Consider the following 15046-nt stretch of genomic DNA (forward strand, 5'->3'; position numbering starts at 1 on the left):
AGTGACGACGGAGGTAAGGCCGCATAATGTCCGACTTCCCGTTCCTCTCGGTGCTCACCGTGGCGCCGCTGGTCGGCGCCCTGGTGGTGGCCCTGGTGCCGCGGTCGCGGCCGGAGCTGGCCAAGCAGGTCGCGCTCGGCTGGTCGCTGCTGGTGCTGGCGCTGTCGGTGGTCATGTGGGTGGCCTTCAAGGTCGGTGGTGACCGGTTCCAGTTCCGCGAGTCCTACCCGTGGATCCCGAACTGGGGCGTCAACTTCACCTTCGCCGCCGACGGCATCGCGCTGGTGATGCTGATGCTGATCGCGGTGCTGGTGCCGCTGGTGATCCTGGCGTCCTGGCACGACGCCGAGTCGTCGAAGCGGTCGGTGCCGGTCTACTTCGCGCTGCTGCTCGTCCTCGAGTGCACGATGATCGGCGTCTTCGCCGCCGCCGACGTCTTCCTGTTCTACGTGTTCTTCGAGGTCATGCTGGTGCCGATGTACTTCCTGATCGGCAGCTACGGCGGCCACCAGCGGCAGTACGCGGCGGTGAAGTTCTTCCTCTACTCGCTGGTCGGCGGTCTGTTCATGCTCGCCGCGGTGATCGGCCTCTGGGTGGTCGGCGGGAAGACCTTCGACTGGCAGGCGCTGTCCCAGGTGGACATCTCCACCGGCACCGAGCGCTGGCTGTTCCTCGGCTTCTTCCTCGCGTTCGCGATCAAGGCGCCGTTCTTCCCGTTCCACACCTGGCTGCCGGACGCCGGTGGGGCGGCGCCGGCGGGTGCTGCCGCGCTGCTGGTCGGCGTGCTGGACAAGGTCGGCACGTTCGGCATCCTGCGCTACTGCCTGCCGCTCTTCCCGGACGCGGCCAAGTGGTTCGCCCCGTGGGCGCTGGCGCTGGGCCTGATCGGCATCATCTACGCCGCGCTGCTGGCGGTCGGCCAGAACGACCTGAAGCGGCTGGTGTCGTACACCTCGATCGCGCACTTCGGCTTCATCGGGGTGGGCATCTTCGCCTTCACCACCCAGGCGGGCACCGGCGCGGTGCTCTACATGGTCAACCACGGCCTCGCCACCGGCCTGCTCTTCCTGGTGGTGGGCATGTTCGTGGCCCGGCGGGGCTCGGCGCTGGTGAGCGACTTCGGCGGCGCCGGCAAGCTGGTGCCGCTGCTGGCCGGGGTGCTCTTCTTCGCCGGTCTCGCCTCGCTGGCGCTGCCCGGCACCGCGCCGTTCGTCTCCGAGTTCCTGGTGCTGATCGGCACCTTCACGGTGAACAAGCCGGTCGCGGTGATCGCCACCCTCGGCATCATCCTGGCCGCGGCGTACGTGCTCTGGATGGTGCAGCGCACCACGCAGGGCACGCTCAACCCGGCGCTGACCGAGGTCGACGGCATGCGGCGTGACCTCAACCTGCGCGAGAAGGTCGTGGTCGCACCCCTGATCGCGCTGATCGTGCTGCTCGGGTTCTACCCGAAGCCGGTCACCGACGTGATCAACCCCGCCATCCAGGCGACCATGCAGGACGTCGGCAGCACCGACCCTGCGCCCTCGGTCGGCACCGTGCAGGAGGCCGCGAAGTGAACGAACTGAAACTCCCCTCGATCGACTACGCGGCGCTCGCGCCGAGCCTGATCATGCTGGGCGCCGCGTTGCTCGGCGTGCTGGTCGAGGCGTTCGTGCCCCGGCGGCTGCGGCACCTGGTGCAGTTGTCGCTGGCGCTGCTGGCGGTGCTCGGCGCGCTCACCATGGTGGTGCTCAACGCCGACGACCGGCTGATCACCATCGGCGGGGCGATCGCGGTGGACGGGCCGACGCTCTTCCTCCAGGGCGCGATCCTGGTGCTCGCCGCGATGGCGCTGCTGCTCATCGGCGAGCGTTCGGTGGAGCGGGGCGGGGCGTTCGTCGCCCAGGCCGCGTTCCCCGCCGAGTCCGCCGACGACCGGCGGCAGGCCGAGGGCGTGAACGGCGCCACCGAGGTCTACCCGCTGACCACCTTCGCGATCGGCGGCATGCTGATCTTCGTGGCGGCGAACGACCTGCTGACCATGTTCATCGCGCTCGAGGTCTTCTCGCTGCCGCTATACCTGCTCTGCGCGCTGGCCCGCCGCCGGCGGCTGCTGAGTCAGGAGGCCGCGCTGAAGTACTTCATGCTCGGCGCGTACGCCTCGGCCTTCTTCCTGTTCGGCGTGGCCCTGGTCTACGGCTTCACCGCGGGCATCCCGAACGGCTCGGCCGGGGTCGACTTCGCCACCGTCAACGCCGCCGTGGCCGAGTCCACGGCCAGCCCGCTGCTGCTCTTCGCCGGCATGGCGCTGCTGAGCATCGGCCTGCTGTTCAAGGCGGCGGCCGCCCCGTTCCACGTCTGGACCCCGGACGTCTACCAGGGCGCGCCGACCCCGATCACCGGCTTCATGGCCGCCTGCACCAAGGTCGCCGCGTTCGGCGCCCTGCTGCGGGTGTTCCACGTCGCCTTCGACGGGGCCCGGTGGGACTTCACCCCGGTCCTCGGCGCGGTCGCGGTGCTGACCATGCTGGTCGGCGCGGTGCTCGCGGTCACCCAGACCGACATCAAGCGGCTGCTCGCCTACTCGTCCATCGCGAACGCCGGCTACCTGCTGGTCGGCGTCCTGGCGCCGAGCCGCGACGGGCTCTCCGGCACGATGTTCTACCTGGTCGCGTACGGCTTCTCGGTGCTCGCCGCGTTCGCCGTGGTGACCCTGGTGCGGGACGCCGACGGGGAGGCCACCCACCTGTCCCGCTGGGCCGGGCTGGGCAAGCGCTCGCCGTTCTACGCCGGGGTGTTCACCTTCATCCTGCTGGCCTTCGCGGGCATCCCGCTCACCAGCGGTTTCACCAGCAAGTTCGCGGTGTTCGGCCCGGCGCTCGACGGTGGGCAGGCGTGGCTGGTGATCGCCGGCGTGCTGACCAGCATGGTGCTGGCCTTCCCGTACCTGCGGGTCGTGGTGATGATGTGGCTCTCCGAGCCGGGCGAGTCCACCCCGACGGTCACCGTGCCGGGCGGGCTCACCTCGGCCGCGCTCATGATCGGCGTGATCGCCACCCTGGTGCTCGGGGTCGCCCCGGCGCCGCTGCTCGACCTCGCCACGGGAGCCGCCGAATTCGTGCGGTGACCCGTCGCCCGGGCCCACGGGGGCCGGCCCGCCACGGCGGGCCGGCCCCCGGTGCGTATCCCCAGTCCGGAGCAGGTCGAGGGGGTGTGGCATGGTGGATAGCGTGGTGATTCCGGCTGGCGAGCGTTCAGGTGCCACCGGCTCCGGCGGCCGCCGGAGCCGGGTGAGCACGAGTCAGTTCGGCGCGCTCGGCCTCTATCTCGCCGATCCCCGCGTCGAGGCGTCCGTGCTGGGCCTGCTGGAGGCCGTCGAGGTCGAGCTGCGGGCCAGTGTGGCCAGCGCCGACCCCTTCGTCACCGAGGCCGCCCGGCACCTGGTCGAGGCCGGCGGCAAGCGGTTCCGGCCGCTGCTGGTGGCGCTCGGCGCCCAGTTCGGCGATCCGGCCGGCGCGCAGGTCGTACCGGCCGCGGTGGTGATGGAGCTCACCCACCTGGCGACGCTCTACCACGACGACGTGATGGACGAGGCGGCCGTGCGCCGGGGCGCGCCGAGCGCCAACTCCCGGTGGACCAACTCGGTCGCCATCCTGGTCGGTGACTACCTCTTCGCCCGGGCCGCGGACATCGCGGCCGACCTGGGCGCCGAGGCGGTACGCCTGCAGGCGCGCACCTTCGCGCGGCTGGTGCACGGCCAGATCGCCGAGACGGTCGGCCCCCGCCCCGGTGACGACCCGGTGGCGCACTACCTCGACGTGATCGCCGGCAAGACCGGCTCGCTGATCGCCACCTCGGCCCGCTTCGGCGGGATGTTCGGTGGCGCCGCGCCCGAGCACATCGAGGCGCTGGCCGGCTACGGCGAGACCATCGGCGTCGCCTTCCAGCTCTCCGACGACCTGCTCGACATCGCCTCCGAGTCGGTGCAGTCGGGCAAGACCCCGGGCACCGACCTGCGCGAGGGCGTGCCGACCCTGCCGGTGCTCTACGCGCTGGCCTCCGACGACGCCGACGCCGCCTCGGTGCGGCTGCGGGAGATCCTGGCCACCGGCCCGGTGACCGACGACGACCTGCACGCGGAGGCGCTCGGCCTGCTCCGGGAGAGCCCGGCGCTCAAGCGGGCCCGGGAGACCGTCCGCAGCTACGCCGAGGACGCCCGCGCCCAGCTTGCCCCGCTGCCCGACAACCCGGCCCGCCGCGCCCTCGAATCCCTCTGCGACTACATAGCCGACCGCACCAGCTAACCCCCACCCCACCCCACCCCACCCCTCCCGGGGTCGGCCCGTTGATCATGGAGTTGTTGCCGCCCGCACCGGTGGTCGCCGCGACAACTTCATGGTCAACCCGCTGAACGGGGCGCGGGTAGGAGGCGGGTGGCGGTGAGCATGAGGAGGGCGGCGGCGAGCATCGCCGCGGCGGCGGTGGTCCACATGGTGGGGTAGCCGGCGTGGGCGGCGACCGTGCCGAGGGCGAGCGGGCCGAGGCAGCCGCCGGCGTACACCCCGGTCTGGGTGATCGAGGTGGCGGCGGCCGGCGCCTGCGGGTGCAGCCGGACCACCGCGAAGTTCATCAGCCCCGGCCAGGCCCAGCCCAGCCCGAAGCCGAGCACCACGCCGACCACCAGCGGCCCGGGGCCGGCCACCGCGAGCAGGCCGAGCCCACCGGCGCCGACCACCAGCATGCCGGCGATGACGGCCACGTGGCCGCCGGAGCGGCGGTCGGCGAGCCAGCCGGCGCCCACCCGGGCGGCCACGCAGACCGCGCTGCCGAGGGTCAGGGTCAGGCCGGCCGGCCCGGGCGCCAGCCCCCGGTCGACCGAGGAGTCGACCAGGAACGTGCCGAGCGCGTTCGCGGCCGCCGCGGCGAGCGTCGCGGCTACCCCCACGAGCACCAGGGCACCGGTGGCCCCGCTGGCACGCGGGCCGGCGCTCCGCCGCGCCGGGCGGGGCTCCCGCGCGGGTACGGCCACCCACGCGGCCAGCGCGGCCCCGGCGGCGGCCACGAACGCCCAGCGCCACCCGGCGGTGAGCGCCACGGTCGGCACCGCCACGCCGGCCAGCAGCGTGGAGACCGGGATGGCCGCCTGCTTCACCCCGAACGACAGGCCCTGCCGACGGGATGGCACGTGCCGGGCCAGCGCGGCGTTGCTGCCCATCTGGCCGAGGGCGTTCGCGGTGCCGCCGAGCGCGAGCAGGCCGAGCAGCACCGGGAAGGAGCGGGCCAGCGTCGCCATGGCGAGCAGGCTGCCGGCGGAGATCAGGATGGCGGCCCGGGCGACCACGGCCGGCCCGTACCGCTCGGCGAGGGCGCCGGAGGGCACCGAGGCCAGCGCGCCCACCCCGAAGTACACCGAGACCGCCAGGCCCAGCCCGGCCGGGGAGAACCCGAGATCCTCGCCGAGCTGCACGGCGAGCCCGCCGACCAGGAAGACCGGCAGGACCGAGGCGATGGTGACGACGACCGCCCCGGCGGCGGCCCGGACGGGACGGGTCGGCGTGGGAGCGGGGTGCAATGCGGTGTCGGCCATGATGCGGCAAACCTACGCGAGGCCAGCTCACGCCACGCATCGTGTTCGCCGGAGCACAACTCGTCTATGACGATCTGGCATCCTCCACCCGAACAGGCATTTCGCGCCCGGCCGGTTTTTCATATGGTGTAAGTCCCCGGCGGCGGAGGTGGTTGTGCGCGACCCCCTGGCGGAACCTTCGGATCTGATCCGGAGCGTGTCCCGCGCGCTACGAGTGCTCGAGTCGGTCGGCCGTGCCCCCAAGGGGCTGACCGTGAAGCAGATCGCCCGGCGGTGCGAGCTGACCGTGGCCACGACCTATCACCTGGTCCGCACGCTGGCCTACGAGGGCTACGTGATCCGCCGCGAGGACGGCACGTACATCGTCGGCCTGGAGGTCGCGGACCGCTACCGCGAGCTGGTGACCGCGTTCCGCGGGCCGCCCGCGGTCGGCGAGAGCCTGCGCCGGGTCGCCGCCGACACCGGCTACAGCCACTACCTGGGCCGGTTCGTGGGTGGCCAGGTGGCGATCACCGCGGTGGCCGAGGGGCCGCGTACGCCGTACCTGGAGGATCTGGTCCCCGGGTTCGACGAGGGCGCGCACGCCACCGCGCTGGGCAAGGCGCTGCTCGCCACGCTCACCGCCGAGCAGCGCTTCCGCTACCTGCGCGAGTACGGGATGCGGCCGTTCACCAGTGCCACCCTGACCAACGTGGAGGCGTTCGAGGCCGATCTGGCCGCCGGTGACCGGCGCGGCATGCAGCTGGAGCTGGGGCAGTTCCGGCAGGGGGTGGCCTGCGCGGCGGTGCTGGTCGCCCCGGACAAGGACATGGAACGCCGGGTGGTGCTGGCCTGCGCGCTGCCGGCCAGCGAGATGATGACCTCCGCCCGGGTGGTCCGCGCGAAACTGCTCACCGCCGCCCGGGCCATCGCCGACGGCATCGCCGCCGAGGGCTGACCCGGGGCGGTGGCCACCGACGACGGGCCGCAACGGGGCGGGGCCCTTTCCCCGGTTGGGAGAGGGCCCCGCCGGCGGTCCGGCGCCGGGGCCGCCCGAGTGACGTCAGCTGCCGACCGGGCCGCCGTCGAGCCGCCAGGTGACCACCACGCCCGGCTTGGCGAAGTCCCCGTCCGGCCAGGTCGAGGCGGGCTTCTCCAGGGACGCCCCGGTGATCTCGCCCGGGTGCTGCACGGCCACGAAGACCGAGCGGTTGTCGCCGGTGATGAACGGGCCGCACGCCTCGGCGCCGAGCGGCACGGTCAGGAACTGCTTGAGGTGCCCCCGCTCCGGGCCCTCGACGGCGGTGGCGAAGAGGCCGTCGTTGCTGCCCAGCGCGTTGCCGTCGGTGGAGATCCAGAGGTTGCCGGTGGCGTCGAAGGCGACGTTGTCCGGGCAGGAGATCGGCGAGACCCTGGTCTTGTCGTACCCGGCGAAGTAGGTCGACGGGTCGGCCGGGTCGCCGGCCACGATCGGCACCGACCAGGCGAAGGTCTCGGCGGAGTTGTCGCCCCGGTCCTCGACCAGCTCCAGCACGTGGCCGTGCTTGTTGGCGGTACGCGGGTTGGCCTCGTCCGCCTTCGGGTTCCTGCCCACGCCCCGGTTGGTGTTGTTGGTCAGCGCCACGTACACCTTGCCGGTGAGCTGGCTCGGCTCGACGTCCTCCGGCCGGTCCATCTTGGTCGCGCCGACCTTGTCGCCGGCCAGCCGGGTGAAGGTGAGCACGTCCGCGGCGGTCATCCCGGCGACGTAGGAGCGGTTGCCGCTGACCAGCTTGATCCACCGACCCCGGCCGTTGAACGCCCCGTCCGAGGGGAGCTTGCCCGAGCCGTCGATCTCGCCGGCGCTGGTCTGGTGGAGCTCGGCGACGTAGAGGGTGCCGGACTCCAGCAGGGTCAGGTTGTGCTTGCGGGCGACCCAGGAGTTGCCCGGCATGAACTTCTTGTCGGAGACGAACTTGTACAGGTAGTCGAACCGCTCGTCGTCACCCATGTACGCGACCGCGTGCCCGCTCTTCGCGATGATCACGTTCGCGCCCTCGTGCTTGAACCGGCCCAGCGCGGTGTGCTTGCGCGGGCGGCTCTCCGGGTCGAACGGGTCGATCTCCACGATCCAGCCGAACCGGTGCGCCTCGTTCGGGTGCTTCGCCAGGTCGAACCGCTCGTCGGCCCGCTCCCACTTGCGACTGCCGCTGGGGTAGCGGGCGTCGGTGGTGATGCCGTACCGGTCGAGCTTCGGCTTCAGCTCCGCGGGCGCGCCGTCGCCGCCGACGAAGTACTGGTTGAAGTTCTCCTCGCCGGAGAGCACGGTGCCCCACGGGGTGACCCCGCCGGCGCAGTTGTTCAGCGTGCCGACCACCGTCCGGCCCTTCGGGTCGGCGGCGGTGCGCAGCCAGGCCGAGCCCGCGGCCGGGCCGGTCAGCTCGAACTTCGTGCTGAGCGCGGTGACCCGCCGGTTGTACGGCAGGCGGCCCTTGCCGACCGGCCGCCACTGCCCGGTGCCACCCACCCGCTCCAGCTCCACCACGGACATGCCGTGCGCGGCCATCGCGACCCGCAGCTGCTCCACGGTCAGCGCGTCCTGGCTGGTGAAGCCGGGGAACATCAGGTCCTCGTTGGTGTACTCGTGGTTCACCACGAGCAGCGCGCGCCGGCCCTGCTTGTCCAGCGGCAGCACACCGACGAAGTCGTTGTTGTAGCCGAACTGCTTGGCCTGCTTGGCCGCGGTCTGCTCGTGCGGGTCGAACTCGGGCGCGCCCGGCAGCACCGGGTCGCCCCAGCGGATCACCACCGCGTGGTCGTACCCGTTCGGCACCACCAGGGTGTCGAGCTTGTTCGGCGGGATCGGCGTGAAGGTCAGCGCGCCGCTGCCCACGCCCTGGCCGGGGCGGCCGAACCCGGCGGCCTCGGGCACCACCGGCGTGCCCGGGGCGGCGGCCGCGGGCCCGGCGCCGGCCAGCGCGCCGGCCGCGGCGCCGCCGAAACCGAGGACCAGGGCGCCGACCGCGCCGGCCCGGACCACGCCGCGGCGGGTCACCTCGGCGCTGACCACATCGCCGAAGTACGTGTTGTCGGAGGTGTTCGGCACCGGGTGGTCACAGGCGTTGCCGCACCGGTACAGACAGGTCATGGCGTCACGGCCGCCGTGGCGGGTGGCGCCGAGCAGCGGGAGCAGCCGGGGACGGTCGCTCATGGGGAGGAGCCTCCTGGAAGGGGTCGATGCACGCCGGAAGGTGCTGGGTGCGTACTCGGCGGACGGTAGGAGGGCGCGGTGAGCGGTCGTCGGCGGCGGCGTGAACCGGGCATGAACACCTCGCCGGGAAGCCCGCCATGACCTGCGGCTGAACCGATCGGCGTGACCGCACGTAATACCGAGCGAACGCACCGCCGGACGCGCGCCGGAAGCGAGGAGACAGCCATCAGCGACCACGACGCCCAACTGCTCCGCGCGCTGCACGACGAGCACGCGGAGGCGCTGTACGCGCACGCTCTGCGGCTGGTCAACGGCGACCGGCAGCGGGCCGAGGACCTGGTGCAGGAGACCCTGCTGCGGGCCTGGCGACACCCGGAGTCCCTCGACCCCCGGCGCGGCTCGGTCCGGGCCTGGCTCTTCACCACCGCCCGTAACCTGGCCATCGACGCCTGGCGGCGCCGGGCGACCCGGGTCGGCGAGGTCTACACCGACGAGCTGCCCGAGCCACCCGAGACCGTCGACGAAGCGGAGCGTGCGGTGGAGGCCTGGACCGTGGCCGAGGCGTTGAACCGGCTCAGCCCGACCCACCGGGAGGTGCTGGTGGAGTGCTTCTACCAGGGCCGCTCGGTGGCCGAGGCGGCCTCCCGGCTGGGCGTGCCGCCCGGCACGGTGAAGTCCCGGACGCACTACGCCCTGCGCTCACTACGGTTGGTCCTGGCCGAGATGGGGGTGACGGGATGACCCGGTGCGAGTTCGCGCACGACGACGGCGCGTACGTGCTGGGTGCGCTGGCCCCCGCCGAGCGGGCGGCCTACGAGCGGCACCTCGCCGGCTGTGCCGCCTGCCAGCAGGCGGTCGCCGAGATCGCCGTACTGCCCGGCCTGCTGGGCCGGCTCGACCCGGCCGGCCTGGAACAGTTCCTGCCGCCACCGGCGGAGAGCACCCGGATGCCCGAGCTGCTCGCGGCCGCCCGGGAGCGCCGGCGCCGCGAGCGGTCGGCCAGCCGCCGGCGGTACGCGCTCACCGCGCTCGCCGCGGCCGCGCTCGCCCTGGTGGTCGGCGTCGGCACGGCCACCCTGCTGCCCCGTACCGGGCCGGGGCCGGACGCCGGCCTGCAGATGGTCGCCATGCAGCCGGTGGCCGGCACGGTGCCGGTGCACGCGGAGGTCGCGCTGACCGGCACCGAGTGGGGCACGCAGGTGACCATGCGCTGCGGGTACGAGGCGCGGCCCGGCTACGGCAAGGCGTACACCTTCCGGCTGGTGGCGCACGGCCCGGACGGCGCCACCGAGCAGATCGGCTCCTGGCTCGCCGCCCCCGGCGACGACCTGCGGATCAGCGGCGCGACCCGGTTCACCGACGCGGAGCTGGTGCGGCTGGAACTGCTCCGCGCCGACGGCACCCCCGTGCTCGCCTACGACGTCCGCTGACTCACCGGCGCTGCCGTGCGACGAGCGCCCGGATGCCGTCGAGCGGCAGGTCGAGCCCGGTCGCGCCGAGCTACGCGGGGGCGGGCGCGGTGGCCACGGCCGCGGCGCGGGCGCGGCGGCGCGACGTGTGGAGGGCGTCGACGGTGAAGACGATCAGCGCGGCCCAGACCAGGGCGAAGCCGGCCAGCCGGGCGGGCGGCATCGGCTCGTGGAAGATCAGTACGCCGCAGCCGAGCTGGAGGATCGGCGCCAGGTACTGGATCATGCCCAGGCTGGTCAGCGGCAGCCGGTTGGCCGCGCCGGCGAAGAGCAGCAGCGGGATGGCGGTGGCCGCGCCGGCCAGCATCAGCAGCGCGGTGTGCCCCGCCGAGACGTGGCCGAAGGCGGCGTCGCCGGCGGCGGTGAGCCACCCCAGGTACGCCAGCGCGGGCAGCGCCAGCACCGCCGACTCGACGAAGAGCCCCTCCGCGGCGGGCAGCCCGAGCCGCTTCTTGACCAGGCCGTACCCGCCGAAGCTCAGGGCCAGGGTCAGCGCCAGGTAGGGCAGCCGGCCGTAGTCCACGGTCAGCACCGCCACGGCCAGCCCGCCGATGCCCAGCGCCACCCACTGCGCGGGGCGCAGCCGCTCGCGCAGCACGGTGACCCCGAGCAGCACCACGACCAGCGGGTTGATGAAGTAGCCGAGCGCGGTCTCCACCACCCGGTCGGAGTTCACCCCGTAGATGTAGGTGCCCCAGTTGACAGCGATCAGCGCGGCGGCGACGCCGATCCCCGCGAGCGCCCGGGGGCGGCGCAGCAGCGCCCGCAGGAACCCGATGTTGCGCAGCGCGGCGAGCAGCAGCGCGACGAAGACCACCGACCAGACGATCCGGTGCGCGAGGATCTCCAGCGGCCCGGCCGGGCGCAGCAGCTTGAGGTAGAGCGGAAAGAACCCCCACAGGAGGTACGCGCCGATGCCGTAGAGGTATCCGAGCCGGAGTGGCGTCACGCCTCCACCGTAAGGGGTGAACCGCCGCTTTGCTCCTTGCCAGTGAGCTGGGTCACCGCCTGGTCGCGCCGGTCCAGCTGCATCCACCGGTGCGGGTCCGACATCGGGGTGAAGCCGACCTTCGCGTACACCCCGTGCGCGTCGTTGGTGGCCAGCAGGATCCGGCGTACGCCCAGGGCGTCCAGGTGGTCGCGGACCGCCTCGGCCAGCCAACTGCCCAGCCCCCGGCCGCGCTCGCCCCGGTCCACGTAGACGTCGCAGAGCCAGGCGAAGGTGGCCCGGTCGGTGACCGCCCGGGCCACCGCCACCTGCTGCCCGTCGCCGGGACGGTAGACGCCGAACGGCAGCGAGCCGGCGAACGCCCGGGCCACCGTCTCCCGGCTGCGCCCGAGCGCCCAGTAGGCGTCGGTGGAGAGCCAGTGGTGCACCCGGTCCAGGTCGATCCGGTCGGGGTCGGTGCTGAGCAGGTAGCCGTCGGCGCGGGTCAGGGTGAACATCCTGCGAGGCTAGTCCCGCCACCCGCCCGGCACGCCGGCCAATTCCCGCCCACTGGTCCACCGAGGCCGTGGCCGGGACGGGTCAGTCGCGGTCGAGGAGGGCGCCGAGGATCCAGGTCACGATGCCGACGAAGAGCGCGCCGAGCACCGCGGCCGGCCAGAAACCGTCCACGTGGAACGGCAGCCCGGCCTGGTCGGCGATCCAGCTGGTGAGCAGGAAGAGCAGCCCGTTCACCACCAGCGCGATCAGCCCGAGGGTCAGCAGGTAGAAGCCGCAGCCGACGGTCTTGATGATCGGCTGGAGCACCGCGTTGACCACGCCGAAGATGATCGCCACCAGGATCAGCGTGGTGACCGTCTCGGTCGCCGAGTCGGAATCCAGCGTGATGCCCGGGATGACCAGGGTGGCCAGCCAGAAGGCCAGCGCCGTGACGGCCAGGCGGATCAGCAGACCCTTCAGAAAGCCCATGGCGGGGATCGTGCCACGGACGACCCACCGGCGGAACCCGGGAGATCGACGAATCGGGCCGGCGGCGGCGCGCCGGGGTGCCGGCCGGCGGGACGGCGGTGCGCGACCGGCTCAGCGGCGGGACGGCCGGCCGATCAGCTGCGACTCGATCGGGGTGGGCGACAGCAGCGCCCAGCGCAGCGCGCGCCGGTTCACCACCGCCACCATGTCGTCCCGGATCCGGGTCAGCCACTCGGCGGACGCGCCGAGGCCCAGCGCGGTGCCGGCCAGGGCGGCCTCGGGCGGGCTGAGCGGTTGCAGCACCGCCAGGTCGGCCCGGCCCAGCGCGTCGGCGTCGGCCGGGGTCAGCTCGTCGCGGACCAGGAGGGTGGCCCGCCAGGGCGGCCCGGGCTCGGACTCGACGGGCAGCGGCCCGGCGTCGACCACCAGCAGCTGCGGGCGCAACGGGGTGCCGGGGGCGGCGCCGACCGGCCGGCCCGGCGGGAGCAGCGGAATCGCGCCGCCCGGTGTGCCGGCGCCCCGGACGAAGGGCTCCCAACTGCGCGGCCGGGAGGTCTGCACGGCGACCCGGGCGCCGAGCGCCAGCGCGCGCAGCACCACGAGCTGCGCGGCGCGTACCCCGCCGACGAGCAGCACCCGGGTGCTCTCCGGCCGGAACAGCCGGACGGTCACCGCCCCGCCGTGCCGGTTGCTGCCGATCATCAGCCCCGCCTCGCCGAACGGCAGCTCCGGCGGCTCGGGGCCGGTGCTGGCGGGCAACCCGGCGCCGGCCACCGCGAGCGGCAGGGTGGCGGCCAGCCCGTCGAGCTGCGCGCCGTCGAGCCGCTGTAGCTCGCCGCCGGCGCCGGTCACCAGCCGGTCGAGGGTCTGGGCGGCCAGTGCCAGCTCCACCGGCGTGGCCGCGGCCAGGCGTACGGTCAGCTCGGTCGGCGCGCCGGCGGAGTCGGCCTCGGCCCACGGCCCGGCGCAGAGCGACACCGTGCTGGCGGTGGCCGGCAGCGCGAGCAGCCGGGGCACCAGCCGGCGCCCGGCCTCGACCCGCGGATCGGGCCAGCGGCGCAGCCGGAAGCTGGCCTGGAGCAGGCCACCGGAGCGCACCACCTGCCAGGACTCGTGCGCCGGCCGCCCGTCGTGGTGGGCCAGTTCGGCGAGGACGCGCAGCGCCGCGTGCTCGCCCAGCGGGCGGGCGGTGACCGGCCCCAGCCGGCGCACCAGGCGGCGGACCGTGCCGGCCAGGGCCCGCCGCAGCTCGCCGTCGGACCAGCCCGCCACGCGGAGCACCCGGACGGCCAGGACGGCCCGCTCCCGGCCGGCCAGCCGCCCGTCGGTGAGCTGCCGGTAGGAGGTGGCGACGGTGCCGCCGCCGGCGTCGACGGTCGGCGCGGGCGCCCCGGTGAGCAGCAGCTGCACCCGCACCGGCGGCCCGTCCGGCGGCGCCGCCGTGAGCAGCGACCCCGGCGCGGGCAGCTGCCGTGGACCGTCGCCGAGCAGGTCGGCCGGTTCGCCGAGTTCCAGTACGGCCACCAGGCCGGCCGCGTCGTCGACCAGCGCCGCCGGCCCGCCGCCGAGTTCCGCGGAGCGCACCACGGCGGCCGGGTCGACCAGGTCGAGCAGCGCCGCCGGACCGGCCGGCCCGGGCAGCCCGCGCCGCCGGGTCAGGTAGCCGAGCGCGGTGGCCAGCCACTCGAAGAGCCAGCGGCCGCGGACCCGCAGCCAGGCGGCCGGCACCAGCAGCGCGGCCACCACGACCGCGACCAGGGCCGGGACCGGCCCCTGGCCCACGGCGGCGACGAGCGCGGCCACCGCCACCTGCGCGGCGACGATCTGACCGGCCCGCACGCCGGTGTGCGGCCGGCGCCCGGCGGGGATCCACTGTGCCGGCAGGGCCGCGCGCCGGGTCGAGCCGGCAGTGGCCATCCGGCCGGTCGCCGGCCCGGAGGCCGGGTGGGCGACGGGGGCGGCCGGCGGCGAGCCGGGCAGCGGAACGAACCGGTGCGGGCTCGTGCTGGTGGTCGTCGGCACCCCGCCTCCTCCCGATCACCGACCGCGACGTTGCTGCCGCCCATCGTAACGGCGGGCGCGGGACTCGCGGGTCCCGCCGTTGTCCACAGGGGAGTGGGCGGGGTAGCACGACAGCGATCGGACCGCTACCGTCAGCGACGAGTTCCGCTGACCCGCGCCCGCCGAGTTCGTGAACCGGGCGGCGCGAGCGGCGCGTCCTGAGGCGGGCGTGCCGACGGCCAGCCACGACCGATGAGACGAGGTGACGTCCGGGTGTCCCAGACCCAGGCAGAAGCGGCGGTGATGCAGCAGACCGCCGCGAAGTTCGAGCAGGTGGACCAGTCGTTGCAGACCATGCTGAGCAGCCTGATGGCCGAGCTGGAGGTGTTGCAGCAGGCCTGGCGGGGCGCCGGCGGGCGCTCCTTCGAGCAGGTCAAGCAGCAGTGGGCGCAGGACCAGGCCACCCTGCAGCGGGCGCTGCGGGAGACCGCCTCCGCCATCCGCACCGCCGGCCAGCAGTACGACGTCGCCGACACCGAGGCCGCCGGCCGGGTGTCCACCACCAACCGCGGCGGCATCCAGCTGCCGCTGTAGACCCGGAACCGGGGGAGGGAGCCATCCGATGGACCACGGTGTGCTGGTCGTCAACTTCGCCGCGCTACAGCAGGCCAGCGCGGACATCCAGAAGGCGCTGAACACGCTCGACTCGCAGCTCGGGCAGCTGGAACGGGACGCCGCCCCGCTGGTGGCCGGCTGGACGGGCGAGGCCCGGCAGGCGTACGAGCAGCGGCAGGCCCGGTGGCGCTCCGCCTCGCAGGACCTGCAGGCCATGCTGCGCGACATCCGGCTCGCGGTGGACGACTCCGCGGCCGACTACCTCGACACCGAGAAGAAGAACGTCGGCCTGTTCCAGTGATCCCGGC

Annotated in this window: 14 protein-coding genes; 8 read left to right on the forward strand and 6 right to left on the reverse strand. The window is 74.0% G+C overall.

From position 1 onward, the window contains the following. Positions 1 to 26 precede the first annotated feature (26 nt). From SM577_RS10110 to SM577_RS10120, 3 genes are all read left to right on the forward strand, one after another. Positions 27 to 1559 carry an NADH-quinone oxidoreductase subunit M gene (locus SM577_RS10110; RefSeq protein ID WP_302918620.1) on the forward strand — a complete coding sequence of 511 codons (1533 nt, stop codon included), beginning with the start codon at positions 27 to 29 and terminating at the stop codon, positions 1557 to 1559. Continuing rightward, positions 1556 to 3109, forward strand: coding sequence for an NADH-quinone oxidoreductase subunit NuoN (gene nuoN / locus SM577_RS10115; RefSeq protein WP_302918619.1), 1554 nt, complete (start codon positions 1556 to 1558; stop codon positions 3107 to 3109). Before SM577_RS10110 ends, nuoN begins: the two co-directional genes overlap by 4 nt. Before the next feature lie 91 nt (positions 3110 to 3200). Continuing rightward, positions 3201 to 4286 carry a polyprenyl synthetase family protein gene (locus tag SM577_RS10120; protein WP_474582562.1) on the forward strand — a complete coding sequence of 362 codons (1086 nt, stop codon included), beginning with the start codon at positions 3201 to 3203 and terminating at the stop codon, positions 4284 to 4286. Positions 4287 to 4381: 95 nt separating this feature from the next. Here SM577_RS10120 and SM577_RS10125 read toward each other — a convergent pair whose 3' ends face one another. Continuing rightward, positions 4382 to 5569: an MFS transporter gene (locus SM577_RS10125; RefSeq protein WP_474586757.1), complete on the reverse strand. Its 1188-nt coding sequence runs from the start codon at positions 5567 to 5569 to the stop codon at positions 4382 to 4384. A gap of 154 nt (positions 5570 to 5723) precedes the next feature. On the opposite strand from SM577_RS10125, the gene SM577_RS10130 reads away from it, so the two are divergent. Further along, positions 5724 to 6506, forward strand: coding sequence for an IclR family transcriptional regulator (locus SM577_RS10130; RefSeq protein ID WP_302918616.1), 783 nt, complete (start codon positions 5724 to 5726; stop codon positions 6504 to 6506). Between the two features lie 105 nt (positions 6507 to 6611). On the opposite strand, the gene SM577_RS10135 is transcribed toward SM577_RS10130, so the two are convergent. Then, entirely contained in the window at positions 6612 to 8738 is a 2127-nt protein-coding gene (locus tag SM577_RS10135) for a PhoX family protein (protein WP_474586758.1), read from the reverse strand. A 225-nt stretch (positions 8739 to 8963) separates the two neighbouring features. On the opposite strand from SM577_RS10135, the gene SM577_RS10140 reads away from it, so the two are divergent. Beyond that, on the forward strand, positions 8964 to 9479 hold the full coding sequence (locus tag SM577_RS10140; protein ID WP_088998064.1) for a sigma-70 family RNA polymerase sigma factor: 516 nt from the start codon (positions 8964 to 8966) through the stop codon (positions 9477 to 9479). Beyond that, positions 9476 to 10168, forward strand: a complete 693-nt coding sequence (locus SM577_RS10145; protein ID WP_302918614.1) for an anti-sigma factor family protein — start codon at positions 9476 to 9478, stop codon at positions 10166 to 10168. The genes SM577_RS10140 and SM577_RS10145 overlap by 4 nt, the downstream gene beginning before the upstream one ends. Before the next feature lie 70 nt (positions 10169 to 10238). Here the strand turns inward: SM577_RS10145 and rarD are convergent, their stop codons facing one another. From rarD to eccE, 4 genes are all read right to left on the reverse strand, one after another. Then, positions 10239 to 11156, reverse strand: a complete 918-nt coding sequence (gene rarD, locus SM577_RS10150) for an EamA family transporter RarD (protein ID WP_302918613.1) — start codon at positions 11154 to 11156, stop codon at positions 10239 to 10241. Next, positions 11153 to 11653 (reverse strand): GNAT family N-acetyltransferase, encoded by a 501-nt coding sequence (locus tag SM577_RS10155; RefSeq protein ID WP_474582557.1) that lies wholly within the window; start codon positions 11651 to 11653, stop codon positions 11153 to 11155. The genes rarD and SM577_RS10155 overlap by 4 nt, the downstream gene beginning before the upstream one ends. Positions 11654 to 11735: 82 nt before the next feature. After that, entirely contained in the window at positions 11736 to 12122 is a 387-nt protein-coding gene (locus SM577_RS10160; RefSeq protein ID WP_302918611.1) for a phage holin family protein, read from the reverse strand. A gap of 111 nt (positions 12123 to 12233) precedes the next feature. Next, the gene (eccE, locus tag SM577_RS10165) at positions 12234 to 14144 is read right to left on the reverse strand and encodes a type VII secretion protein EccE (RefSeq protein ID WP_474586759.1); all 1911 of its coding nucleotides are present in this window, start codon (positions 14142 to 14144) and stop codon (positions 12234 to 12236) included. Between the two features lie 252 nt (positions 14145 to 14396). Between eccE and SM577_RS10170 the strand changes: the two genes are divergently transcribed. Further along, positions 14397 to 14717, forward strand: a complete 321-nt coding sequence (locus SM577_RS10170; RefSeq protein WP_088997043.1) for a WXG100 family type VII secretion target — start codon at positions 14397 to 14399, stop codon at positions 14715 to 14717. A 28-nt stretch (positions 14718 to 14745) separates the two neighbouring features. Beyond that, positions 14746 to 15039 carry a WXG100 family type VII secretion target gene (locus SM577_RS10175; protein ID WP_088997044.1) on the forward strand — a complete coding sequence of 98 codons (294 nt, stop codon included), beginning with the start codon at positions 14746 to 14748 and terminating at the stop codon, positions 15037 to 15039. Positions 15040 to 15046 lie beyond the last annotated feature (7 nt).

This window comes from Micromonospora desertarenae (assembly GCF_056150265.1).

Coding starts and splice junctions, on each gene's coding strand:
- SM577_RS10110 (WP_302918620.1), top strand. CDS start 27: ATGTCCGACTTCCCGTTCCTCTCGGTGCTCACCGTGGCGCCGCTGGTC.
- SM577_RS10155 (WP_474582557.1), bottom strand. CDS start 11,653: ATGTTCACCCTGACCCGCGCCGACGGCTACCTGCTCAGCACCGACCCC.
- SM577_RS10145 (WP_302918614.1), top strand. CDS start 9,476: ATGACCCGGTGCGAGTTCGCGCACGACGACGGCGCGTACGTGCTGGGT.
- SM577_RS10175 (WP_088997044.1), top strand. CDS start 14,746: ATGGACCACGGTGTGCTGGTCGTCAACTTCGCCGCGCTACAGCAGGCC.
- SM577_RS10160 (WP_302918611.1), bottom strand. CDS start 12,122: ATGGGCTTTCTGAAGGGTCTGCTGATCCGCCTGGCCGTCACGGCGCTG.
- SM577_RS10120 (WP_474582562.1), top strand. CDS start 3,201: ATGGTGGATAGCGTGGTGATTCCGGCTGGCGAGCGTTCAGGTGCCACC.
- SM577_RS10125 (WP_474586757.1), bottom strand. CDS start 5,569: ATGGCCGACACCGCATTGCACCCCGCTCCCACGCCGACCCGTCCCGTC.
- SM577_RS10135 (WP_474586758.1), bottom strand. CDS start 8,738: ATGAGCGACCGTCCCCGGCTGCTCCCGCTGCTCGGCGCCACCCGCCAC.